Origin of the sequence: Methylobacterium mesophilicum SR1.6/6 (assembly GCF_000364445.2) — a bacterium.
Classification (GTDB): domain Bacteria; phylum Pseudomonadota; class Alphaproteobacteria; order Rhizobiales; family Beijerinckiaceae; genus Methylobacterium; species Methylobacterium mesophilicum_A.
In genome coordinates, this window is the sequence record NZ_CP043538.1 from 3,046,464 (window position 1) to 3,070,143 (window position 23,680).

Genomic DNA, 23,680 nt, shown 5'->3' on the forward strand with positions numbered 1-23,680 from the left:
ACTATGGCCCATCTCAACTTCCTGCGGGACGATCTGAACGAGGCGGAGACTGGGGACGTCGCCGCCGACGAGCGGCGTGCCGCGACCGAGACGCTGGCGGCCTTCGCCCTTGAAGGGGCGCTCTCTCCAGCGCTGCGCCGCCGCATCGCCGCCGATCCGGCCTTCGCCCTCGTGGTCGAGGTCCCGGCCGCGGACTGGGTCGAGCCGATCCGCGAGGCATGCGTGCGCCTGGCGGAGTGGGGTTTCATCGCGGCGCGCACCGGCTCCTCGAAGTCCGAGGACCGACCTGACCGCGGTAACGGCCAGGTAGCCGACAAGCTGTCGCGCGGCGACCGGGTGCTCGGGGTCTCGCAATCGCCGGCGCGGTACCTGCCCTCGGCCCTCATCGCGGCGGCGGATCTGCACATCCGGCTCCCCGGCGCAACCGACGCCGTGGTCGCGCGGGTCGTCCAAGCTGCCACGGGGCAGCGTCCGAAGCTGCCGCCCGGGATCGCGCGCGGACTGAGCTATTACGAGGTCGCCGCGGCCGTGCGCGGTCCGACCGGCCGGGCCTGCGTCGCGCGCCTCTCCGCGGCGGCGCGTTCGAAGGTCTCGGCCGACCCGGGCGTCGGCGCGGCACCCGACTTCGGAACCCTGGTCGGCTTCGGCGAGGCCCGCGCATGGGGCGACCGCCTCCTTGGCGATCTCGCGACCTGGCGCGCCACCGGCGCCCCCGCGTTCCAGCAAATCGACCGCCACGTCTGCCTGAGCTCGGCCCCCGGACTCGGTAAATCGACCTTCGTCCGCTCCCTCGCCAAGACCGCGGGATTGCCGCTCGTGGCGACCTCGGTCGGGTCCTGGTTCAGCTCGTCCGACGGGTATCTCGGCGGGGTTCTCCGTGCCTGGGACGCCGCTTACTCCAATGCCTGCGCTGCCGCTCCCAGCATTCTATTCCTAGATGAAGCGGACAGTATTCCTAACAGAAGCACGATGGACGACCGGGCGCGCGAGTGGTGGACCCCTCTGTGCACCAGCATCCTGCTGGCGTTCGACACACTGAACGCTCCGGGTGCGCCGGCGGTCTGCATCATCGCGGCGACGAACCATGGCGGCAAGCTCGATCCCGCCTTGATCCGTCCGGGCAGGCTGGGGCGGGTGATCGAGATCAAGGCGCCCTCGGCCGCGGACTTGGCGACGATCCTTCGGCAGCACCTCGACGACGGCGAGCTGCCCGACGTCGATCTGGGGTCACTCGGCGATCTCGCCCTCGGCGCCACCGGCGCACAGGTTGCGGGATGGGTATTGGAGGCGCGCGCGGCCGCCCGCGCCGCCGGCCGGCCCCTCCGAGCGGCCGACCTGTTCGAGCGGGTGGCGCCGCCGGATAAGGGCAGCCCGGCGGACCGACGTCGGAGCGCGTTCCATGAGGCGGGGCATGGGGTTGCGTTCGAGCGGACCGGCGCCGCGCATGTCGCGCAGGTCGACCTCGTCCCGCGTCGGGACTCGGTCGGGGCGACGTCGGCGGAAATCCGTCTTGGGCCGTCCCCGACCCGCGCGGAGATCGAGGGCCTAGCGGTCGCGCTGCTGTCCGGGCGCGCCGCGGAGATCCTGTTCCTCGGGGAACCGAGCGCGGGCGCGGGCGGCGACAGCCGCTCCGACCTCGCGCGTGTCACGACCCTGCTCGCCGGCAACCATGGTTCGCTCGGGCTGGGCGAGGGCTTGGCATACCGTGGGGCGCCCCACGAAGTCGCTGTCGGGCTGACGCTCCAACCTGGGCTCCTCGAAGCCGTCGAGCGGGACCTCACCCGGCTGAGCGGCGAGGCGCTGGCTCTCGTGGAGGCGAACCGCGCCACCGTCGAGGCGGTCGCCGAGCTGTTGGTCGCAACGCGCGTGGTGTCGGGCGACGCGCTGCGGACGCTGATCGCCGAGGCGGACCACAACCGTGCCGCGCAAGGAGGACATGCTTGACGCTCCACGTTCCCGATCCTCCCATCCGGGTCGAGGCGCCCGCCCCGGGCGCACTGGTCGGTTCCGGTATCGGGCCCGGCGCTGTTTCCGCCCGACCGGAACCATCCGAGCCCGTTCCGATGCGGCTCTGGATCATGTCGGACCTTCGCGTCGATCTTGCGCCTTTCGACCTGCCCGACGCGCCCCCTGACTTCGACGCCGTCATCGTAGCCGGCGGCATCTGTCCCGGCCTCTGCCGGTCTGTGCGCTGGCTGGCCCAGGCGCTCGACGGGCATCGGCGCGGCCGGCCGGTCGTGCTCGTCCCAGGCCCGGCCGAGTTCCTCGACGGAGTTCCGGTCGCGGAGGCGCTCGCCGAGGCCGTGCCGCTCGCGAGGACCCTGGGAATCGCGCTCCTGCACGATGCCTCCGTCCGTCTCGGGGATCCGACCTCGTGCGGCGTTCATGTCCTCGGTGCGACGCTGTGGCCGAGCTTCGCCGTCGACGGTGCGGCCAACGAGCGGCAAGCACGGGCCCACGCCCGCCACTGCTGGTCGGTCAGGGGCCGCGCGACGAGCGCGCCCGGCGTCCCGTTCTTTCCGCACGATGCGGCCGGCGGCCACCACCGGTCGCGCGCCTACATCGAGGATGCCCTTTCTTCCGTGGTCGCCGGCGGCTACGGCCACGTGCCCGACCCGGTCGTCGCCGGCATCCGCGGCGGCGACCGCGCGGTGGTCGTGACCGCCTATCCTCCGTCGCGGTCGTGCCTGCCGCCGGCGCTTGCCCGGCCGCTCCTCGATCCGTGGCGCGTCTGCTGGCACGTGTCGGACCTCGATGGCGTGATGGAATCGTGGGGCGCGCCGGTCGCCTGGGTGCATGGCCAGGTGCCGGCGACCTGTGACCTGCGGATCGGGCGCACCCGCGTGGTGAGCAATTCCTTCGCCCGCGACCCGACGGCGGGATTCGACCCCTGCCGCACGATCGTCGTCTGAACCCCACCACCCCGGAGATAGCCGATGAGGTCCGATAAATGCGCGCCGTCCCACCCCCCGCGTGGTCACCTTCCCTGCTCGCCGCCGCGCCCTGCCGCGGCCGCCAGCGGGGAAGCGGTTTCCACGGGGGCCGCGCGCAGGCCGACGTCGCGCCGGAACGAGACCGCGCCGGCGCCGGAGGCGCTGCTCGTCGTCGACATCGAGACGACACCGGACGAGACCCTGGTTCCCGCTGACTGGCCGATCGACAGGTTCCCGAAAACTGCCTGGCACAGGATCGTCGCCATCTCGCTCGTCGAGGCCGACATCCTGCAGGACGCCGCGAGCGGCCAGGAGGCGTATCGGTTCGTCGACTGTCGCAGCGGAGGCGAGGAAGGCTGGGGGGAGGCGCGCCTGTTGCGGGGCTTCTGGAGGCATTTCTCGACGCGGAATTTCCGGTGCGTCTCGTGGAATGGGCGCGCTTTCGACATCCCCACCTTGCTCCACCGCTCCATGCTGCACGGCGTCGCCGCACCGCGATGGTTCGATCAGGGTACGCGGTGGTCGGGCTACGGCTCGCGATACTCGGGGGAATGGCATGCGGACCTGATGGACATGATGTCCACCTACGGGGCGTCGTCACGCCTCACGCTGGAGGAAGCCTGCGCGATGGTCGGCCTTCCCGGGAAGTGCGGCGAGCACGGTTCGCAGGTCGCCGACATGATCGCGCGGGGCGAAGTCGGCCGGGTGCGAGGTTACTGCGAAACGGACGTTTTGAACCTGTACGGTGTCTATCTCCGCCACCAGCACCTGAGCGGTCGCATGAACGCCTCATCGCACGACGATGCCGTGCGCGGCATCATGGAATTCCTGCGGCGCGAACGCGCTGGACGGCCGCACCTCGGACGATTCCTCGATGAGTGGCAGAAGCAGTCGTCCCTGCGCACGGCGTTCGTCGGCCGCCCGGGCGAATGATGCGCCGGCGGTGTAGCCGCGGCACCGCATGCCATCGTCCTCGAAGCGTAACTGCCGGTGGCGCTGCAAAGGACTGGCCTGACGCTCCTGTCCCGGCGGAGGTTCGGGACCAAAGTTCGGTCGGCCTTTCCTTCGAGCGACGGCCTTGACCACCAAGGATCGTCGATCCGATCCTTCAAGAATAGGATAAGTAATCCTTGGGTCTTGGAGTGCGGCTTCACCGCTCCCGGGCCATCATCACCTTTCCGTCGGATGAGCACGATTGCCCAGCGACGTGTATCGCTTGACGAACGATCATGAAAACTGGATGATGGTCTTTCGTGGCCGCATCGGTTGGACGATGCGTGTCACGCCGAATGGGGACGCGCGGCCCTGCAAGACCGCGCGCCCGTTTCGGAACGTCCCGCCGCCAGCGCACAAGGTTTTTCGACAGCCTGCGCTGGCGGCACCCTGACGAGCCTGGAGAGCCACGCCCGAATCCGGTCCGAATCCCCCGTATGCCATGCTGCCGCAGGCATAGCAAGTCGTTCCGTCGGATTTTCGCGTGGCTCCCTGTGAGGAGCCATCATGAACCAGCAATCCAGCGCCACCGGCATTCTTAACTTGGGCGAGGGTCCCAACCTCTGCCTCGTCGTCGGCACGGTGCATAAGACAGCGCTCGCCGAGGGAGGGGTCACACTGCCCCTGTGGATGGCGGTGGCGCTCGACGCCGACGACTGCCCGGCCGCACTGGGCCTGTACCGGGAATCGCCGACCGTCGGCGATCTCATGATGCTTCTCGGCGACGGCCCCGCCGACGCCGACGGGCTCGGGCCGCAGTGGACCTGCCGGGCAGCCGCCGCCGTCATCGTGGACCACGCCGTACTTTGGCAGGCCGACGAAATGCGCGGGTGGCTCGCCGAGCGGGGAACCGCCGTCTATGCCCAGTCGCCTGCCGGGTCCGACAGGCAGCGGGTGCAGCAGAGCTTCTCGGCGATCGCGCGGTCGATCGGCGCCGCCCTCAAGCGCGGCGCCCGCGGTCGCGACGCCAACGGCGCGGCGCTCGTCACCCCGGAAGACGCGGTCGCGGCCGCACGGGTATGGCGCGCCGCTCTCGATGCCGAGGCGGACGGCTCGATGCACTGTCAGAACTCGCGGTAGCGAGCCCTTCTCGACCGCCCGGCCCCGCGGAAGCGCGGGCCGGGCGGTCGGCTTCGACGACCTTCGCCACGACCCGAGTTTCCGACATCCGCGGCCCGCCGACCGATGTGGTCTCCTGCCCGAGAACCTGCCACCAGCGATGAAGAAACGCCCTTCCTCACCCGCCTCGGGAAAAAGCCCGCCGCGCGCGCGCCCATGCCCGTCCCTGACCGATGGAGCCGGTGACCCTCCGCCCGGCCCCGCGCGGCAGGCCTTCGGCCCCGGGCCGAGCGGCAAGGACGGGACCGCCGAACCTTCCCTGTCCGGTCGGGGTATCCCGGCGAGCCCGCGCACGGACGAGGCATCGCTCCGGGCCTATTTCCGAGGTCTCGCTCGCGCCGCGCCGCCCCCGCCGCTGGGGCGGCGTCGCCCCGAGCCCAAGGAGCGGGCCTGGCCGTTGCCGGTGGTCCCGCCGGACGCCCCGGACGCCCGCATCGTCTCATGCCATCCGGCCTTCGCGGCGCGATTCCCGGAAGCGCCGGTCCGGCCCATCGGTCGATCCTCCCGTTCGGCCTCGCGCGGCCGCCAGACCCGTTTCCCGAGCCTCAAGTCGTGCCGACACATGCGGCTCCGGTCGAGGCTGGAATACCGGCATGCCATGCTGTGCGAATTGGACGGCGACGTCGCGTGGTTCTGCGAGGAGCCGGTCGTGATCCGCTACAGGCTGGGCGACCGGCTCGCGACGCATCGCGTCGATGCCTACGTCCAGACAAAGCTGTCGTGCGACTTCGTCGAGCTCAAATACGAGGACGACGCGGCCAGCGCCGAGAACGAAGCTCGTTGGCCGTGGATCGCCCGCGCGGTCAATGCATTGGGCCTCGGCTACCGGGTGCTCACGGAGCGCCACGTCATCGACTCGCTCCGGGCTGAGACCGCGCTCGCGGTGTTCGAGCGGCGGATGACGCGCCTTCCGGAGCTGACCCGCATCCGAGCCATCGTCGACGCCGTCACCGAGCGGGGGAGCGTGTCCGCCGGCGACCTGGTCGCCGCCTTCGCGGACTGCCTCGACCTGAACACCGTCTTCGCGCTTGCGCGGCACGGCCACCTCGCGGTCGATCTCGACGCCGCGGCTGGGCCGGGAATGGGGGTGCGGCGGGGGGCGGGCCCGTTTCGAAGGATCGGGTTGGCGGCGGGAGGGGACCGGTCATGAGGAAGGTGGCGCTCGGACCAGGTGCGGTCGTCCGGTTCGAGGACGGCACGTACGAGCTCGTCGTCGAGTACGATGTCGACGGCGTTTCGCATTGGCAAGCGAAGTCGCTGGCGACCGGCATCGTGATGCCGCGCCGCTCGGACGAGGTGCGCCGAGCCTACGACCGCGGGGAGGCGACCCTCGACAGTCGATTGGAGCCGGAGACCGAGGAGGAGAGGCGTCGGCGTCGTCGCAACCATGGCGTGCCCCTGTCCGACATGCCGGAGACAGCGCAGAAGCGCGTCCGCTACCGCAAGGGCGTCATCCGGGAGGTCCAGCGCCGCATCGCGCCGGGATCCGCCCACGCGGTGGTCGCCTGGGTCGAGCGCAAGGGCAAGATGCGTCCGGTCACCGCCCTCGACCGCATCTGCGCCGAGGTCGGATCCGAGCAGGGGATCGAGGTGTATGGCACGCCCAAGCCATGCAGCGCGGCCTCGTACTATCGGTGGGTGTCGATCCTCGGGCAGCACGACGACCAGCGCGATTTGCGCGGGGATTTCGATAAGCGCGGCAGGACGCCCCAGGTCGACCCCCTGGTCACGGCCGCCATCAAGCGCGTGATGGGCCGCCTGCTCGAAGCCTCGAAATATCGGCGTCAGGTCGGCGGAAAGCCCGTCCTCACGATGCGCGAGATCATGGATGCCTCGCTGACGGAGGTGAAGGTCGAACGCCAGAGGCATCCGGAGCGCCCGCTGGAGCTGCCTGATCGGTCGACGTTCTACGTCTATTACAACCAATTCCCGGCACAGCTGCGCAACATCGCCAAATACGGCGCAACGCGCGCGCGCGCGATGCATCGCGGACCGGGCCAGGGGGGCGCTCCCGAGGCGGCGCTCTCCCACTTGCAGTTCGACGAGACGCGGCTCCCGTTCTTCGTGGTCCACGACACCCTCGGCATCCCGCTCGGACGTCCTTGGCTGGCGATCCTGGTGGATGTCTACTCGAACTGCATCGTCGGCTTTTACATCGGGTTCGAGCCACCCGGGGACCTCGTCCTGGCCGCCACCATGCGGCACGGATGCCTCATGAAGTCGTACGTCGCGGACAAGTACCCCGATATCCGCAACCCCTACCTCGCGGGCGGCATCGGGCGCTTCTACACGTTCGACAACAGTCTGCAGGCGCACGGCGACTCGATCCTGCAGATCACGTCCGACCTCGACGTGCCCTACGATTTCACGCCCCCGCGCTGCCCATGGGTCAAGGGCGAGGTGGAGGGTGCATTCGCCGTCGCCAACCAGACCTTCTTCCAGGAAATGCCCGGCTACGTGCTGTCGCCGGACCTCAAGTTCGACAAGCACGACTACGACCCGGCGGCCAACGCCGTGATCGGCCTTAGGCATCTGCTCTGGCTGTGGCATCATTGGCTGCTGGACATCTATCACGCCAACGCGCCCCGCAACGGCATGAGGATGAGCCCCAACGACCGCTGGCTCGAAGGCACGCGACGGGTCAAGCCTACCTTCATCGAACGCGGAACGGATCTGGACTTCCTCTTCGGCATCGTCCGCGAAGGGCGTCGGCTCGACAACCGCGGGGTCGTCTATGAGGGCCTGTACTATTACTCGGACGGCATCGACATCCTGCGCCGTCGGCGCGGGGCGAAGCTTCTCGTCAAGGTCAAGGTGAACCCGCTCAACCTATCCAAGGTCCACGTCTGGGACCCGGACGAGGAACTCTGGATCCCCGCCTACGCCCGGGACCAGGCCTATACGGAGGACCTCGACCTCCATCGACATACCCTGCAGCGACGGCACTCGGAGCGGCTTTCCGGACGCGACGACCTTGAGGGCTGGATCGAGAGCCAGGCGCACCTGCAGAGCCTGATCGCCTCCTCTGTCCAGGACGCGCTCGGCACCGGGATTCAATCGAAGATCGCGCGTGCCATGGGTCTCGGGACGCCGCGTGCCTTCGCCGCGCTCGACCACGATGGCCGGCTGCCCGTCCTCGTCGATCCGACGGGACGCCCGGCGCTCCCGCCCCCGGCGGCGGGAGCGGGATCACCCGCCTCGCCCCCGGCCAGCGATGCCGGTCCGAGGCGACGGCGTGAGATCCCCGTCTTCAAGTCCAATAAGTCCCTCGGCCACTCCTAGAGGGCCGCCCCCCAGTCGAAGGCCCCGGCGGTCGGCCCGCTACGGCTTGTCGCCCGAAGTTGCGTTTTACTCGGAAGAGACCAGATGACCTCCAGCACGCCGCGCCGCCGCAACATCCATCGGGAGATGCACGCCGCATTCGTGGAGCATCCCAACTATCAAGCTGTCGTCCAGGAAATCGAGGACGCCCTCGACCTCTACGAAGAGGATGGCGAGGTCGCGACGCTGCCTTGCATCCCGGTGGTGGGTCCTTCGGGGGTCGGCAAGACGACCGTCTTCAAGCAGATCAGGGCGGCCCATCCCCGCGTCGAGGACGGCCGGCGCGTGCAAATGCCCGACGGCACGGTCATCGTCGCGGACCATGTCCCCTTGCTCTGCGTGACGCTTCCCGCGGCGAGGATCTCGGTCGAACGACTGGGTCGGGAAATGCTCAAGGAGCTCGGCGACCCCCATGCTTCCCTTGGGAAGCCGGAGGGTCTGGACGAGCGCCTGGACCGATTGACACGGGGTTGCGGTGTGAAGGGCGTCCTGATCGACGAGGGGCAGCGCGTGGTCGACCGCGCGGGCGTGCTGACTGCCGAGAAGCTGATCGATTGGATCAAGGACCGGCATGCGAACAACAACGCATGCTTCTTCCTGTTCGGCCTGAACCGGATGAAACCGCTGTTCGAGCAGGACGGGCAGTTCGACCGTCGCTGGGACGTGGAATTGGAGATGACGCCGTACGTTTGGGGCGACGACGCGGACGAGGACCTTTCGAGCCGTGACGCCTTCATCGGATTGCTGGCGGGCCTCAGGGCCGAGTCACCCGTTCCGTTCGCGGAGGAGGTCGACGTGATGGACGACGAGACCGCGAAACGCTTCTTCTACGCGTCCAGGGGGCTGACCGGGGGCCTCAAGAAGCTCCTGACGCGGGCGATGCGCATCATCCTCGCGCGCGGCCGCGAGGCCGGGCGCGCCGGGCCGGCGCCGGAGCCGGTCATCGATTTCGCGCTTTTGCGAGAAGCGTTCGACAAGGCATTCCGAACGCAGAAGGCGAACGAGAAGCTCATCAACCCGTTTGGTCCGCAGTGGGACGGCCGGCTTCCACCCGCCATCGCCGAGGAGAACTACGTCACGGCGGCGGCGAAGGACAAGCGGCGCAAGGACAAGCTGCGCAGGACGCGGAACACCCGCAACAAGTCGACGAAGGCCGATCGCAAGAACGCTTTGGCGGAGGCGCTCACCAAATGAAAACGGTCCGCGACAGGCTGGTGGCCCGCGCCGTACCGGCGCCCGGCCAGACGCTGCACGCCTTCGTGCTCCGTCTTGCCGAGGCGAACGCACATCCCGGCTCGGCCTGGATCCGGCGGATCGCCGGACTGCCGCCTACCTTCGCCTCCCGGCCGTGCGACCTGACCGGGCTGGAGGCGGCGCTTGGCGGCGCGGTTCCGGCAGCGGAGCTTGCCGCCCTCGCGAGCTGGCCCGGTTTGGACGGTCGGATAGGTGTCGAGGGTGCGCGCGTCTCGCCGAGCCTGGTGGACCTTGCCCGGGCCCGCATCTGCCCGACCTGCCTGGCTGAGGGCCATCGCCCCCGGCCGGCCTGGGACTGCCGCCTTCTGGTGGCGTGCACGCGGCATGGGCTCCGGCTGGTCGACCGATGCCCGGACTGCGCTCGGTCGCTGAGCTGGGATCGGCCCTCGGCCGGTCGGTGCCGATGCCGAGCAGATCTCGCAACGGCGCCTGTCGTGCCTGCGGCCGCGGGAGCGCTGCCCTTGCTCGTCGCGTTGGAGGGGCTTCTGGGCGGTGATGGGCTGTCGGAGGGGCCGCAGGGCCTCCCCCCGGTCCCGACGTTCGATGCCGCGGCCCGGTTGGCCTGGTTCGCCGGCACCGCCTCCGACGCCGGCGGGGATTGGCGGAGCCGCTTCATTTCGAGGCCCGATGCCGCGGAGACCGAGGCCGTCCTGGAAAGGGCGGCGGCGGCGCTGCTCGAATGGCCTGCCGGCGTCGCGCCGTGGCTCGACGGCATCCAGGCCCGCCACGGCGAGGAGGGCCTCCGTCGCACCATGCTGCGGATGCGTGCCGCCCTCGACGACGTGGTGTTTCGCGGCTTCGTGGACGAGGTGCGCCGCCAGCTGTCCAAATGGCCGGGAAGGCCGGCGAAGGGCTGGGCAGCCGTCCGGGGCGAGGAGCTGGCGCCGACTTGGCTCGACGCGACGGCGACGGCCACGCGCCTCGGCACCACCGCCGCCAAGGTGGCAACGATGTTGGAGGCGGGCCATCTCGTCGGACGCTCCCGCCGTGTGGGCGGGCGCCGGGAATTTCGGATCTGTGCGGGATCCGTGGCGCGAACCGGCGACCGCCTCGCCGTCACCTTGGCGCCCGATGCAGCGGCGGCGCGGCTCGGCATCTCCCGGCATGCGCTGGAGGACCTGCGCCGTGCGGGCCTGCTGGCTATCGTGCGGCCACCGTGCGGGAACGGTATCAGCTGCGCTTATAGCCCGGACGAGGTCGATGGGTTGGTGGCCCGAATCGAGGCGGTTGCGACGCCGCGCTGTCCGTCGGGCGTTATCTCGCTCTCACGGGTGAACCTCTCGAAGCATCGCAAGCTGTCCGAGATCATTCGAGGCATCCTGCAAGGTGCCTGCCCTGTGTACCGGCTGCCTGGCCTCGATTGCCGATCCTCGCTGGCGTGTTTCGGCGTGGCGCTCGACACCGTGTGGGGCACACGTTTTCACGAGGATGGCAGCCGCTCGCTCGACGTCCGGCGCGCGGCCGAGGCCTTGGGGGTAGCGACGCGAATGGTGCCTGTTCTAGTCCGTGCGGGATGCCTTCTGGCGGCTTGCGACGAGAGTAACGGTCGTCTCTCCAGGAATGGCGTGGATGAGCGTTCGGTCCAAAGCTTTCGAAGGGACTACGTGATGGCCGGTGCGTTGGCGCGACGCCACGCCACCAACACGCGCACGGTCGGACGCTTGCTTCGCGAAGCCGGCATCGCCCCGGTTGTACGTTCGAACGTGACGCTCGGCATTTCGGCAGTCTGGCGCACGACCGACGTGGCTGGTTTCCGCATCCGAGATGGTTCTCGCCGTAATACAGGCGCTCCCGCCTCCGGAGAGCGCCGGAAAACAGATCGTGGATACCCTGTCTCTGGGCCGGCGTCCTGGCGAGTACCTTGCCGCCGAACCGGTTGATCAACCATGGATCCGTGTCGACGCAGGCTGGCGCCGGCGTCGACCTCAGGCAGGGAGGCGCTTTGCGCCGTCATAGGGATAAATTGGCTGACCGCGGGTGTACGCCAATGTCTTACGTTGAGACGGACCTTCGCATTTCTGGATCGACGAAAACGACAATTTCTCATTTGCTACACGATAGTCTCGCATTTTCATTCAGAAAAAATCCTCTAAGCTACTGATGCAGTTCATTTTCTTTTCGCAATTTTAGGCCGACAGACCAGACAGCGCCAACCGGGAGATGCTTGCCCGACGTTGGCGGGTTCCGGGCAGGAGCGGTCGCGGTGGGGCGTTCGCGCTCCGGACGGTGTCGCGCCTGGAGGTCTGGTCGATATTGCGCAGGCAACGGTCCGAGGCCGCGAAGCCTCAGCTACCGTTGCGAGCCATCCGGGTCGTGACCGTGCCTGCCGCAAGGGCCGGCAGTGGATCCTGAGAGCCGCTCACGACGACGAGGCGCTGGACTTCGCCGCGGAGAAAGGCCTCGAGGAAGCGGTTGTAGTCGCGGAATGAGACGCACCCATTCGAATCGCCGCGCGGGCCGAGCATGTAGGTATGCGCCAGAAGCCCGACGCGGCCGTAGACGGCCTCAGAGCCGCCGACCGGTGTGAGGCGGATGGCGCGAACGCCGTGGAACAGCGCCTCCCGTTCGGTGAGATCGTAGGTCCCGGGCGGCGTCGGACCGCGCATCCGGACATTGACGAGGCGCGGCTCATCCAGTCCTTCGCCGAGGCCGGAATGCGCTTCGAGACGCTCGCCGTTCGGGAGCGTCACGGTTCGGGCGGCGATGTTGTAGACGGCGATGCCGGCCGTCGCGCCGGGCTCCCGGGCCATTGGAAGCGGCGGCGTGATGCGGCGCTGCGGGGCAACGTCGATGGGCTTGCTCTCAAGGGCCGTGTAAGCGAGCGCGGGGGCGCGCTCGATACCGAAGAACTTCTCCAGAAACGAGCGGTCGTCGACCGCAGGCGCAGTCGGTTGGGCAGGCGGCAGCTCCCGCCGCGACATCCGCCGCTCGGCCCGGCGGGCCGTGGCCGCCGCGCCCGGACCGCGGAACTCGGGCGGCCGCGGGATCGGTAGCGGGACCATCATCGCGGAAAGCGGCGGCTCGGCTGGTTGCGCTTCGAACTCACGGCCGGCTTCTGGCTCTCCCTGGACCCCGGCTCGGCTTTCGTCCTCGACAGCGTGGTCAGGCGGGAGTGCGGGCAAGACCGTCTGGGCCCAAGCCCATCGTGACAGGGGGCCGCCGGTGGCCTCGCGCCAAGCGTCGACGGCCGGCACGCCGGGCGCGGTCGTCTCGTGACCGGCGGTGGCAACGTCACGCTCGGCGGGCGATCCAGCAGTCTCCGCTGCGCCGTCGGCACTACGGGCCTCCACCCGCTCCAGTGAGACGAGCGTATCCTGATGGAAATGCCACTGGTTGCTTCCCAGGGCAGCCAAGAGGATGGCACCAGTCAGCACTCCCAAAGGTGCTACGCAGGCGCGCCGCGCGCTCCGGGTGCCACGGCCGTCCAGCGGCACGGAATCGATGGTCATGCGAGTGCCCACGCTCCTGGTCGCAGAGCGGGCGCTCGCCCGACCGTCGCGATCTCCGCGGACAAAGCAGAGACGACACGACGGACGGACAGGCCCCGCCCGGGCCTAAACAGCTGGGCGGGGCAGGCATTTGTGGGGCGGCGCGATGGTCGATCCTGGATCGATCAAGACCATTTTTGGGCGTATTACTGTCGTGCCCGATCTTTCTCGCCGCAATTCGCTGCGAGCGATCTTCAGTCGTTGTCGATCTGGCGTCCGAGCAGAGCGATCGCCTTCTCATAGACCGGCGCCGCGTTCCAGCCTTGAATGGCGGCGAAGTTCGGCTCGCCGGGCTGGTAACCCGCGCCAGCGCGCCACCCATGCGCCTTCAGGAAGTTGGCGGTCGACGAGAGGGCGGCACCGACATTGTTGAGATCGCCCGTGCCGTACGTGAGCACGTTCTTCGGCAGGAACTGCGTGTGGCCGACCTCGCCATGGGCTGCGCCACGGGTATTCGCCGTCAGGAGGCCACGATCGACCAGGGTCAGTGCCGCGTAGAGCTGGTCCGTGAAATATTCGGAGCGCCGGCAATCATAGGCGAGCGTCGCCACTGCCGAGAGGGTGTTCACGTTTCCACGCACGGCGCCGAAGCCGGTCTCCATGCCCCAGATCGCCAGGAGCGGGCCCGGCGGCACGCCGTAGCGCTGCTCGATCGAGTCGAAGAGCGCAGCGTTCTGCCGTTTGAGCGCCCTTCCACGCGAGACGATCGCCGGACCTCCGCGCTTGGCCAAGAACTGCTCGAGCGACAGCTTGAAGCTGTGCTGGCCACGATCCGCCGAGATGGTGGCGGTGGAGTAACTGGTGTTCTGGAGCGCGGCCAGACTCGCCGCGCTGGCGCGTCCGCGCGCCTCCTCGGCAAACTGCCGCTTCCAGGTCTCGAAGCCCGCAGCGGTGTTGCCGCACTGCGCGGCCTGCACCTGCCCGGCGCTGAAGGCGAGCCCGGCGATAGCCGCCACCGCGAAGATTTGACGCCGCTTGAAGTCGTTCACGCGCAATGCTCCTCCGGCGCGCCGACGCGCCCCGTGCTGAATGGCGATACCGGGTCACATCTCGTCGATATCAGGGCGAGATGATGTCGAAGGCGCGGCCTCCGGACATCCGGTTATCAAAACATCGCGCATTCGCGGCGTCGCGGCGAGGATATACGACCAAGTTGGTTCGAACGTCGTGAACAGTGGGTGCCCGCAGGGTGGCCCCCAACTCCGCGATGATCCCTCGCCGCCATCGCCGGCCCCGGCAGGGCGGAGCGGTTGACGCTGTTCCATTCAGTCATCCGTCTTGCGCGTATGCTTTGCCAACGAAGCATACGCGCTGAAAATGCTTCGCTTTTACTGTCACAACCCTGTCAAACGACAGTCATAGCTTTGCCGGCGGAAAGATTTGAGCGGAGGCATGCCGTGCGGTTCACGAGATGCAGAGCGGCGCGATTTCGCCCGCCACCCCGTCTCTCCTGAGCAGCCCTCGGCATTCTTCCAGGCCCGCGCTGTCATGGTCGGCCGTGCCGCGATCGTTCGGACGACGACCCGCGTCGTGCGGGTGGCGTTCGGTCCGAAAATCACCCTCAACCCTGCACCCAGCGATCAACGCCGGCCGCAGCGGACTCGCCCCGGCACACAGTGAGATGGAACGCATGGCCCTCGGAATGCACGGCACCGGCTCGTCACGCGCGGTCTCGCTCGGCCCTAGTCTGGACCGTGACGGTGTGGCCAAAGCCTACGGCCGGTGGGCGCCGGTCTACGATCTCGTCTTCGGGCCGGTCTTCGCGCAGGGGCGCACGCTCGCGGCGGCGGCGGCGGAGCGGGTCGGCGGACGCATCCTGGAGGTCGGCGTGGGGACAGGGCTCTCGCTGCCGGCCTACCGGCGCGCCCGCAGCATCGTCGGCATCGACATCTCGGCGCCCATGCTGGAGAAGGCGCGCCGCCGCGTCGCGCGGCTCGGTCTGCGCAACGTCGAGCGGCTGGCCGTGATGGACGCGGAGCACCTCGACTATCCTGACGCAGCCTTCGACGTGGTCGTCGCGCAGTACGTGGTGACGGCCGTGCCGAACCCGGAGGCCGCTCTCGACGAGTTCGCCCGGGTTCTCCGGCCCGGCGGCGAGATCGTCATCACGACGCGGATCGGTGCGGAAGGCGGGCTGCGCCGGGCTGTCGAGCACGCGCTGGCCCCGGTCACGAGCCGCCTCGGATGGCGGACCGAATTCGCCTGGGACCGCTACGCCGCCTGGGCATCCGACGCGCCGGTCGAGCTCGTTGAACGCCGGGCGCTGCCGCCGCTCGGCCACTTCTCCCTCGTCCGGCTGCGCAAGCGCGACGCGTGAGGGCGAGCGAGCCGGCAAGACAGCCCACAACCACCCGATCGGGGACGCACAACATGGCGAGCTTCATGGAAGCGCTGCGCGAGCAGCGCTGGGACGATCACCGCTACTACCACCACAACCGAATCAACCAGAGCTTGCACGTCCTGAGTGCGGTCAGCTTCCTGGTGGCCTACGCCCTCGCGTTCAAGGATCCGGCGACGGCGGCGCTGATCGGCTGGCTGGTGGCGATGACCTCCCGGCAGGCCGGCCACCTGTTCTTCGAGCCGAAGGGCTACGACCACATCAACGAGGCGACGCACGAGCACAAGGAGGAGATCAAGGTCGGGTACAATCTGCAGCGTAAGGTTGTGCTGCTCGCGATCTGGGCGCTGTCGCCGCTGCCACTCTACTTCGATCCCAGCCTGTTCGGATTGATCTCTCCGCATCAGGGCACCGCGGAGCTGATCCGAAACGTCGGCTGGATCTGGCTATGGCTGGCGCTGGCAGGCCTGCTATTCCGGATGGTGCAGCTCTTCCTCCAGCGCGACGTGCAGACTGGTCTCGTCTGGGTGGCGAAGATCCTCACCGACCCGTTCCACGACATCAAGCTCTATCACAAGGCGCCGATGGCGCTCATGCACGGCGAGCTCGTCGAGGAACGGGAACCGCACGAACGCGGCGTCTGAGGCGAGGACTGAGGCGGCGACTGGGAACGAACGGGTTCAACCCTGGTCCGGCGCCCGCAATCCGAAGCGGGCGCCGTGCCGGCCCAGGCGGATCGCCGCGATCTCCCGGAGGATCGACCGGCGGATCACCTTGTCGCTGGCCGCTCCCCCGTCCCACCAGCCATCCGCCCGCATGGCCTGCGCCGCCGCCACGAATCGCGACGCGACAGTTTCGAAGGCCGCGTCGTCGTAGGCGAGGCTGAAGATCAGGCGGCCGGTGCCGACCCAGGACAGGGCCAGCCCTTCTGCACGCAGGTAGAATTGCAGCATCCAATTGTAGCGCGACGGCTTGGTGTAGAGGACCGTCCAGACCGTGGACATGGTGGCCACCCGCACGGGCAGCCCGGATTCGGCCAGGAGGCCGTTGAGACTCGCGGCGCGTCCGTCCCAGGTCGCGTCGAGATCCCGGTACAGTTTTGCGACTTCGGGCGTGTCGAGCCGGTCGAGGAACGCGGCCATGGCGCCCATGACGTAAGGGTGAGCGTTGAAGGTTCCCCGCGCGAAGCAGATGTCGACGGGCCGGTCGTCCCGGTAGCGCCGCATCAGGTCGGCCCGCCCGCACAGGACCCCCACCGGCAATCCGCCGCCGAGCGTCTTGCCGTAGGTGACCATGTCCGCCTGGATGCCGAAATACGCCTGGGCGCCGCCGCGGGCGAGGCGAAAACCGAGGAACACCTCGTCGAGGATCAGCACGATGCCCCGCGCGCTGCAGACGGCGCGCAGGTCTTGCAGCCAGGCCGTGTAGGCGGCGCGGTCGAAGGCCGAATTGCGCCCGCTGTCGACCAGTGCCGAATCGGCCGGCGCGCCCGCGTTGGGGTGCATGGCCTGGAGCGGGTTGACCAGGACGCAGGCGACGTCGCGGCGGGTCCCCAGGACCTGCAGCGTGCGCGCGGACAGATCCGCCAGCGTGAGCGTGTCGCGGGTCGGGACGGGATTGCCGATGCCGGGCTGCACCTCGCCCCACCATCCGTGATAGGCGCCGCAGAGGCGCACGATCCGGCGCCGCCCCGTGTGATAGCGGGCGAGCCGCACCGCCTGCATCACCGCCTCGGTCCCCGACATGTGGAACGAGACCTCGTCGAGACCGGAAATCGCCTTCAGGCGCGCCACGTTGCCGGTCACCACCGGGTGGAGCGGGCCGAGCACCGGGCCGAGGGCCGCGACCCGCGCCGCGCCCTCGGTCAGGCAGGCGCGGTAGAAATCCACGCCGAAGAGATTCACGCCGTAGGATCCGGCAAGATCGTAGAACACGTTGCCGTCGAGATCCGTCACCGTCACGCCCTCGGACGAGGCGGCGAAGGCGCCGGCCGACAGATGCGCGCGCACGTGCTCGGCGTACTGGAACGGCACCCGGTAGAGGCCGGTGAATTGCAGGTCCGACAGGCCGTCGCGGACGGCCTCGGTCTCGGCCCGGGTCCGGGCGAAGCGGGTCCGGTAGAGGTCCGAGAGCCGCGCGAAGCCGGCCTCCCGTCGCAGCGCCACGGTCTCATCCGGATCGTCGGATCGGAAGAAGGCGCGCTGAGAATAGGCGTAGCGCGGGATCAGGCCGGCGACGCGCCGGGCCATCCGCGCGTGTCCGGTGAGCGAAGGATGCTTCGCGCGGGAAAGCTGCAGGCGCTCTGCGGCCCGCGGCAGGGCAAGCGCGGCGGCGGTGGCGGACAGGGCGGCAAGGAGCGCGGACATGACTCCGCGCCGTATCGGAGGCGGTTCACGGCATGATGACGGTCACTTCATTCGGGCTGCGAACGATGCTGGCGCGGGTCGGCGCCCAGGAGGATCTCAACTTCCTGCTGACCAACCGCTTGCCGCGCCGCCTCGCCACCCGCTTCATGGGCTGGTTCAGCCGCATCGAACAACCGCTGGTGCGAGACATCTCGATCGCGACCTGGCGCCTGTTCTGCGACGTCGATCTCAGCGATGCCCGGGAGGCGCGCTTCCCGAGCCTGCATGCCGCCTTCGTGCGGGCCCTTCGCCCAGGTACCCGGCCGGTGGAGGCAGATCCCGCGATCCTCGTGAGTCCCTGCGACGCGATCCTGGGCGCGCATGGCCGGGTCGAGGCCGGGCGCCTGTTCCAGGTCAAGGGCTTGGCCTACCGGCTGGCCGAACTCCTCGGCAACGACGAGGCTCTGGCGCGCGCCCACGAGGGCGGCAGCTATGCCACCCTGCGGCTGACCGCCGGCATGTATCACCGGTTCCACGCGCCCCACGATCTGCAGGTCCAATCCGTCCGGCACATCTGGGGGGATACCTGGAACGTGAATCCCATCGCGCTGAAGCGCGTCGAGGCCCTGTTCTGTCGCAACGAGCGCGCGGTCATCCGCCTGGCCGTCGCGGAGGTCGGGCACGCCGTCACGCTGGTACCGGTCGCGGCCATTCTCGTGGCTGGCCTGCGCCTGGGCTTCCTGCCTGACGGACTGAGCCTGCGCGCCACGGGGGGAGCTACCTTGCCGAGCACCGCGCGCCTCGCCAAGGGCGCCGAGATGGGCTGGTTCGAGCACGGCTCGACCATCGTGGTTCTGGCGCCTGCCGGCTTCGAGCTGTGCCCGGCCCTACGAGAGGGCACGCGGCTGCGCATGGGAGAGGCCTTGATGCGTCTGCCGGAGCCTGCGCGGCCGACCTCCGACCGGCCTCCGGCGTGAGCGTTCAGGCCGCCTTCACGGCCGCCAGGAACGCGGTCACCGCGCCGCGCAGGTCGTCGGATTGGCGCGACAGCGCCGTCGCGGCTTCGAGCACCTGACCGGCGGCGGTGCCGGTCTCGCTGGCCGCCTGGGTGACGGCGGTGATGTTCACCGTGACGGCCTCCGTGCCGCCGGCCGCCTCGGTGACGTTCCTGACGATCTCCTGCGTCACAGTACCCTGCTGCTCCATAGAGCTCGCCACGCCCACTGCGATGGAGCGCAGATCCAGGACGGTGGCTGCGATCGCCTGGATGGCGTCCACCGCCTGCTGGGTCTGGCCCTGGATGTGGGCGACCTGACTGGAGATCGTCTCCGTGGCTTTCGCAGTCTGGGACGCCAAGTCCTTCACCTCGGCGGCCACCACGGCGAAGCCGCGGCCCGCCTCGCCGGCCCGCGCCGCCTCGATGGTGGCGTTCAGCGCCAGCAAGTTGGTCTGCTCAGCGATGCCGGAGATAAGGCTGACCACGGTCCCGATTCGCTCCGCGCCGTCGGCGAGGCCCATGACGAGGGTGTTCGTCTCGGAGGCGTCGGCGGCGGCCCGTTCGGCCATCTCCGAGGAATGGGCGATCTGGGCGTTGATGGCCCCGATCGAGGTCGCCAGCTCCTCGCTCGCCGCGGCGACGGTCTGCACGTTCGCCGAAGTCTGCTCGGCCGCAGACGACACGTTGGAGGATTGATCGGCGGTCTGGTCGGCGTTGCGGCTCATGAGGCGGGCTGCCGCTTCCATCTCGTTCGCGGCGCCCGACAGGGTCTGCATCATGCGCTCGACCTGCTCGCGGAACGCCTCCGTGGCATGGTCCAGCGTGTCCGCCCGGCGCGCCTTCACCGTCCGCTCGGCGGCGGCCGCGCGCTCGGCCTCGCGCTTGGCGATGAGCGCGCCTTTGAACACTTCGACGGCCCGGCTCATCGCGCCGATCTCATCGTGCCGATGTGTGCCGGCCACGGGCGCGTCGAGGTCGCCCGCCGCCAGACGTGACATGGTCGCGGTTATTGTCTTGAGGGGCCTCGTCACCTTCACCATGATGATGAAGAGCCCGTACCCGACGGCGATCGTCGCGAGCCCGAGTGCCGCGAGGAGTAAGCCCCGTAGCCGTCCCGCCAGGACATCCGCGCGGCCATATTCCGCACTCGCTTCCCGAACCTGGATCTCCGTCAGCTTGGCCAGGCCGACGCTGGTCGCTCCCATCTCGCCGAGCAGTTTGATCCGCTCCGCCGCGAAGTCGACCGCTTCCCGCGTCTCAAGACGCCGGAGTATATCCTCGACGATCACGGCATCGCGCTTGAGACGGGCATCGACATCGGACGCGACGGTCTTCTCCTCAGGTGTCATGTAAGAGGCGTTGTAGGCGTTCCAGAGCTGCTTCGACCGTGACAGGTCCCGGACGAAGACTTTGGCGGCCTCCTGCGGCTCGATTTCCCGGCCGATCACCCGGCGCATGGCCCTGAGGATGGCTTCATAGGAATCTCTGATCTCGCTGATCTGGCTTAGGCAGAGGACACGATCTGCAAAGATGGTGCGTAGACTGCTTCTGCTGCTGTGCAGTGCGAAATTTCCCAACGCCGCGGAGCCGAGGAGGAGCAGCCCCATCATGGCGAGCAGCAGCATCAACCGAGCTTTGATGGAGACACGCATCGGTACGGCCGGAAAGTTCGTCAGAGACAGCACGACTTAGCAGATGATTGAGTGCTTGCAACGATGCCGTCTGATCCTATTTTTACTGGAACACTATTCTAGAATTTCGTTGCTTTGATGCGCTTGATCGTTGTCGGTTTCTTTCAAAAACTGATTTTCCCTCCAGGCTAATCGTTCCGAATCATCGATCTGGCGTCCGGGTCAATGCCAGGCGTCGTGGCATGCGACCTGGGACAGGCCGCACGTGAAACGGCGCGGCAGGAACGGTCATCGGTTAGAAAAAGGATCGACACGCCGCGGTCGTCGCGGCGGGCACGTGTCTTCGCCAATTCCGGCAGCACGGATGCTTCCCCGTGGCCGTTCGTGGCAGATGGCATCGATGCCAGGACGCCCAGCCTGATGTCGAAACTCAGCTCGAATTTTGAACACAAAGTTCAAGCCGGGATGGATCACAGCTCCGTTAAGGAAAAAGCTCGCGGGATCGTGAAGACCACTGGAATATGGCAAGCGAGACTGTTAGAGCTCAGCAGGTGGCGAACAGGCGTTGTTCTCCTGTTCCAGGCGAGCCCTGTGTCTTGAGTTTCGGAGCTGGCTTTGAAGAAGTTTCTCGTCGGTGCCGCCCTGCTACTGGCCGCCGCGGGCGCCTATGTGGAGATCCGGCTGCACGAAGACGGCCGGCCCGTCGCAAGCACCGCGATTCGGCCTGGCGCCGCCGCCTTCATTCCGTCTCCGATTCCGGCCGAATGGGTCGTTTCGGGCGATCCCGTCACCGAGATCGCCACAGTCTCCGGAACCCATGACGGCGACGCGGACGTCTATCTCTGGCGCACGACGGCGAGCACCTTCCGCTGGACCCATCAGTCTGACGAGATCATCACGGTGCTCGAGGGCGACGTGCACATCACCGAGCAGGACGGGACACGTCATCATCTGAAAGCCGGGGACGTGGCGCATTTCCCGGTAGGATCGGTTCAGCTCTGGGAGGTGCCTAAGAGCCTCCTCAAATCTGCAATCCTCAAGCATCGCAGCCCCTCCTTGGTCGAGGCCCAGATGCGCTGGATGCGGCGCGCCATCTCGCTCGTCACCGGTTGAGCTGGCCTTCAGCACGACCCCGGCGCTCCGCTCAGTCGAATCAACCGGTCACTGACGTCGGCGTCAAACACAATCCGACCGCCGATCATGCCCAGTCGCACATGTCCGTGCCCAGCCTTATGGATCGCCCGACCCGCAACCGGAACGGCAGGAGGCGGTGCTCAAACCCGAACCCCTCATCTGTGGTGTCGGACCGTCGTCGAGGCCTCGGTGAAGACCTCAAGCAGCGGCACCGATAACTCCTGTTCCGCCTTCGAGAACCCCTACGCGGTCATCGCGGAAGAACAAGGACGGGTAGGGTCCCCGATCGAGCTGCTGCAAGGCGGTGCCGTTCACTGAGGCGCGGGGCGAAGGCGTCGGCGAAACCGTCTTACATCCCGAACCGTCCGAGCGCGGGCAACTTGATCCCCGGCCGCCGCAGGTCGATGCCGGCGACGCCGCCGAGCAGGTTCAGTTCGAGCCCCTCAACCCAGCCGACCGTGAGGCCGGCATAGCCGCCCAGATTGATCCGGATGCCGGTGCCCGACGGGGTCGAGCCGAACCAGCGGCCGTCATAGGGAAAATCCTTGCCTATCGCGGTCGTCGGCAAGCTGGCGCGGATCTCCGGCACCGCCGCCATGATGGCCGCCACGAAAGTGTTCGAATTCGGTCCCGGCCAGACCACGTAGTCGCCCGGTTGAGCATAGCGGTACTCAGCTACCGCCTTGCGGATCCGCGGGAGCATCGCCTCAGCGCCCGGCCCGTCCGCGGCGAAGATCACGGCGGGGGCATTCCCGAACCAGCGGCCATCGGGCACGAAGCGATCGATCCAGATCGGCTGCCCCCACGCGGTGTAGTCGAAGCGCTGATAGGCCGGCGCGTCGCGATCCTTGATGACGATCCAGCTGTGTGTCGCGACGATCCCGCGCCAGCTGACCGTGCGGGCCGACAGGATCCGCACCACGGCCTCCGGATTCGCCCGGGCCTGTGGGAGCAGGCCCGCGCTCGATCGGTCGGCGAGCCGCCAGTCTCCGCTGGCCCTCAGCCAGTAGAGCGTGGCGGAGATGGCGATAGGCACGAGGAAGAGGGCAGCGAGCGCGAGGAGCGCGATCCTGACGAAGGTCACTGGGCAACCGGGATCGGGGAGGGGCAGGGCGCATGTGGGGAGCGGTCACGCTCGGAACCATGCGGCGGAACGGCCCGCCGGACAGGTTGAGGGATCCGGCCAGTGCTCAGGATCCGGTCTCAAAGGTGTCGAGGAATAGTGTCGTCGCCAGGAGATCGGCGCAGCCGCCCGGACTGAGTCGGGCCGCCACGAAGGCGCGGTGAACGTCGAGCGCGCGGTCACGCCAGCCGGCGGCCGCAATCCCTCCCGCCGTCACGAAGGCCGCGGCGGCCGCGCGCGCTGCGCTCAGCCCGTCGGCCCCGCCGCGATGCAGGAGGTTGGTGTCATCGACGACGGCCAGAAGCGCGAAGAAGCAGTCGACCCGGGCCGCCGTCGGATCGGCAGGTGCGCGGGCGCGGCCGAGGCGCAGGGCCGGCAGACCGGTGGCGCGGATCGTGGGAAATCCGGCCGCCGCCTCCGCGCTGGCGCCGCCCACCCCGTAGCGGCGCGCCGCTCGGCCGCCGTGGCTTGTCGGCGAGGCCGGCGCACGGGCAATGGCGTCGCCCCAGAGTTGGCCGACGGCGAGCGCGTACGCCTCGGCCGACCGGACGCCTCCGCTGTTCGCGCCGGCCGCAGCACAGACCAAGCCCAGCGAGAAGATGGCGCCGCGGTGGGCATTGACGCCCCCGGTCGCGGCCATCATGGCCTCCTCGGCGCGCAGGCCGATCGCCCGGAGTTCCGGCATGGCGGCGCCGCGCGCCCCGGCCACGACGAGGTCCGCGAAGAACGGGCGGATCGCCGCCGCACTAGCCCGCAGAGTTGCGGCGTCCATGTCGTCGTGGCTACCGGAATCCACCGGGCTCACGAGCCCAGGCTTCGGCCAGGTCTCCAGCTCGGCGATCAACGCGTCGTGCGCGTGATGCGCAATCCACTCGGGCCTGTCGACGTGGGGGACACCTGGCCGATCAACGCGCGACGGTTCTGGGCTCGGATGCAGGTCCAGGGTTGGGGCTCCTCGCGACGCACGTCGGCGGGGCCTCGGACGAGGACGGCGTCAACCGCCT

At 68.7% G+C, this 23,680-nt stretch carries 18 protein-coding genes; 12 read left to right on the top strand and 6 right to left on the bottom strand.

What is annotated here, in order from left to right; all coding sequences use genetic code 11:
- The first annotated feature begins 3 nt into the window (after window positions 1-3).
- The 8 genes from MMSR116_RS14520 to MMSR116_RS14555 all read left to right on the top strand — a co-directional run bounded on the left by MMSR116_RS14520 (window position 4) and on the right by MMSR116_RS14555 (window position 11,500).
- Window positions 4-1,944, top strand: a complete 1,941-nt coding sequence (locus MMSR116_RS14520) for an AAA family ATPase (RefSeq protein WP_010682403.1) — start codon at window positions 4-6, stop codon at window positions 1,942-1,944.
- Window positions 1,945-2,063: 119 nt separating this feature from the next.
- A complete protein-coding gene (locus MMSR116_RS14525; RefSeq protein ID WP_106428215.1) occupies window positions 2,064-2,912 on the top strand; it encodes a hypothetical protein in 849 nt (282 codons plus the stop codon).
- Window positions 2,913-2,936: 24 nt separating this feature from the next.
- Window positions 2,937-3,866, top strand: coding sequence for a 3'-5' exonuclease (locus MMSR116_RS14530; RefSeq protein WP_039892273.1), 930 nt, complete (start codon window positions 2,937-2,939; stop codon window positions 3,864-3,866).
- Between the two features lie 567 nt (window positions 3,867-4,433).
- Window positions 4,434-5,006: a hypothetical protein gene (locus tag MMSR116_RS14535; protein WP_010682400.1), complete on the top strand. Its 573-nt coding sequence runs from the start codon at window positions 4,434-4,436 to the stop codon at window positions 5,004-5,006.
- Between the two features lie 601 nt (window positions 5,007-5,607).
- Window positions 5,608-6,195 (top strand): hypothetical protein, encoded by a 588-nt coding sequence (locus MMSR116_RS14540; RefSeq protein ID WP_158168878.1) that lies wholly within the window; start codon window positions 5,608-5,610, stop codon window positions 6,193-6,195.
- On the top strand, window positions 6,192-8,327 hold the full coding sequence (locus tag MMSR116_RS14545) for a hypothetical protein (RefSeq protein WP_010682398.1): 2,136 nt from the start codon (window positions 6,192-6,194) through the stop codon (window positions 8,325-8,327). Before MMSR116_RS14540 ends, MMSR116_RS14545 begins: the two co-directional genes overlap by 4 nt.
- A gap of 126 nt (window positions 8,328-8,453) precedes the next feature.
- Window positions 8,454-9,560, top strand: coding sequence for a TniB family NTP-binding protein (locus MMSR116_RS14550; RefSeq protein WP_244625690.1), 1,107 nt, complete (start codon window positions 8,454-8,456; stop codon window positions 9,558-9,560).
- Complete coding sequence (locus tag MMSR116_RS14555; RefSeq protein WP_039892270.1) at window positions 9,557-11,500, top strand: TniQ family protein; 1,944 nt, start codon at window positions 9,557-9,559, stop codon at window positions 11,498-11,500. The genes MMSR116_RS14550 and MMSR116_RS14555 overlap by 4 nt, the downstream gene beginning before the upstream one ends.
- A gap of 405 nt (window positions 11,501-11,905) precedes the next feature.
- Here MMSR116_RS14555 and MMSR116_RS14560 read toward each other — a convergent pair whose 3' ends face one another.
- Together MMSR116_RS14560 and MMSR116_RS14565 are read right to left on the bottom strand one after the other, a co-directional pair.
- The gene (locus MMSR116_RS14560; RefSeq protein ID WP_010682394.1) at window positions 11,906-13,069 is read right to left on the bottom strand and encodes a DUF2778 domain-containing protein; all 1,164 of its coding nucleotides are present in this window, start codon (window positions 13,067-13,069) and stop codon (window positions 11,906-11,908) included.
- A gap of 233 nt (window positions 13,070-13,302) precedes the next feature.
- Window positions 13,303-14,097, bottom strand: a complete 795-nt coding sequence (locus MMSR116_RS14565) for a lytic murein transglycosylase (protein WP_010682393.1) — start codon at window positions 14,095-14,097, stop codon at window positions 13,303-13,305.
- A gap of 641 nt (window positions 14,098-14,738) precedes the next feature.
- Between MMSR116_RS14565 and MMSR116_RS14570 the strand changes: the two genes are divergently transcribed.
- Entirely contained in the window at window positions 14,739-15,425 is a 687-nt protein-coding gene (locus MMSR116_RS14570; RefSeq protein ID WP_051072115.1) for a class I SAM-dependent methyltransferase, read from the top strand.
- Window positions 15,426-15,478: 53 nt separating this feature from the next.
- Window positions 15,479-16,090, top strand: a complete 612-nt coding sequence (locus tag MMSR116_RS14575) for a hypothetical protein (RefSeq protein ID WP_010682391.1) — start codon at window positions 15,479-15,481, stop codon at window positions 16,088-16,090.
- A gap of 36 nt (window positions 16,091-16,126) precedes the next feature.
- On the opposite strand, the gene MMSR116_RS14580 is transcribed toward MMSR116_RS14575, so the two are convergent.
- A complete protein-coding gene (locus MMSR116_RS14580; RefSeq protein ID WP_010682390.1) occupies window positions 16,127-17,812 on the bottom strand; it encodes an aminotransferase class III-fold pyridoxal phosphate-dependent enzyme in 1,686 nt (561 codons plus the stop codon).
- A 32-nt stretch (window positions 17,813-17,844) separates the two neighbouring features.
- On the opposite strand from MMSR116_RS14580, the gene asd reads away from it, so the two are divergent.
- Window positions 17,845-18,768 carry an archaetidylserine decarboxylase gene (asd, locus tag MMSR116_RS14585; protein WP_010682389.1) on the top strand — a complete coding sequence of 308 codons (924 nt, stop codon included), beginning with the start codon at window positions 17,845-17,847 and terminating at the stop codon, window positions 18,766-18,768.
- Between the two features lie 4 nt (window positions 18,769-18,772).
- Here asd and MMSR116_RS14590 read toward each other — a convergent pair whose 3' ends face one another.
- On the bottom strand, window positions 18,773-20,440 hold the full coding sequence (locus MMSR116_RS14590; RefSeq protein WP_010682388.1) for a methyl-accepting chemotaxis protein: 1,668 nt from the start codon (window positions 20,438-20,440) through the stop codon (window positions 18,773-18,775).
- A 594-nt stretch (window positions 20,441-21,034) separates the two neighbouring features.
- Between MMSR116_RS14590 and MMSR116_RS14595 the strand changes: the two genes are divergently transcribed.
- Entirely contained in the window at window positions 21,035-21,532 is a 498-nt protein-coding gene (locus MMSR116_RS14595; RefSeq protein ID WP_010682387.1) for a cupin domain-containing protein, read from the top strand.
- Window positions 21,533-21,902: 370 nt separating this feature from the next.
- On the opposite strand, the gene MMSR116_RS14600 is transcribed toward MMSR116_RS14595, so the two are convergent.
- Together MMSR116_RS14600 and mdcB are read right to left on the bottom strand one after the other, a co-directional pair.
- Window positions 21,903-22,637: a DUF3750 domain-containing protein gene (locus MMSR116_RS14600; RefSeq protein ID WP_010682386.1), complete on the bottom strand. Its 735-nt coding sequence runs from the start codon at window positions 22,635-22,637 to the stop codon at window positions 21,903-21,905.
- A 106-nt stretch (window positions 22,638-22,743) separates the two neighbouring features.
- Window positions 22,744-23,613, bottom strand: coding sequence for a triphosphoribosyl-dephospho-CoA synthase MdcB (gene mdcB, locus MMSR116_RS14605; protein ID WP_051072114.1), 870 nt, complete (start codon window positions 23,611-23,613; stop codon window positions 22,744-22,746).
- Between the last annotated feature and the right edge of the window lie 67 nt (window positions 23,614-23,680).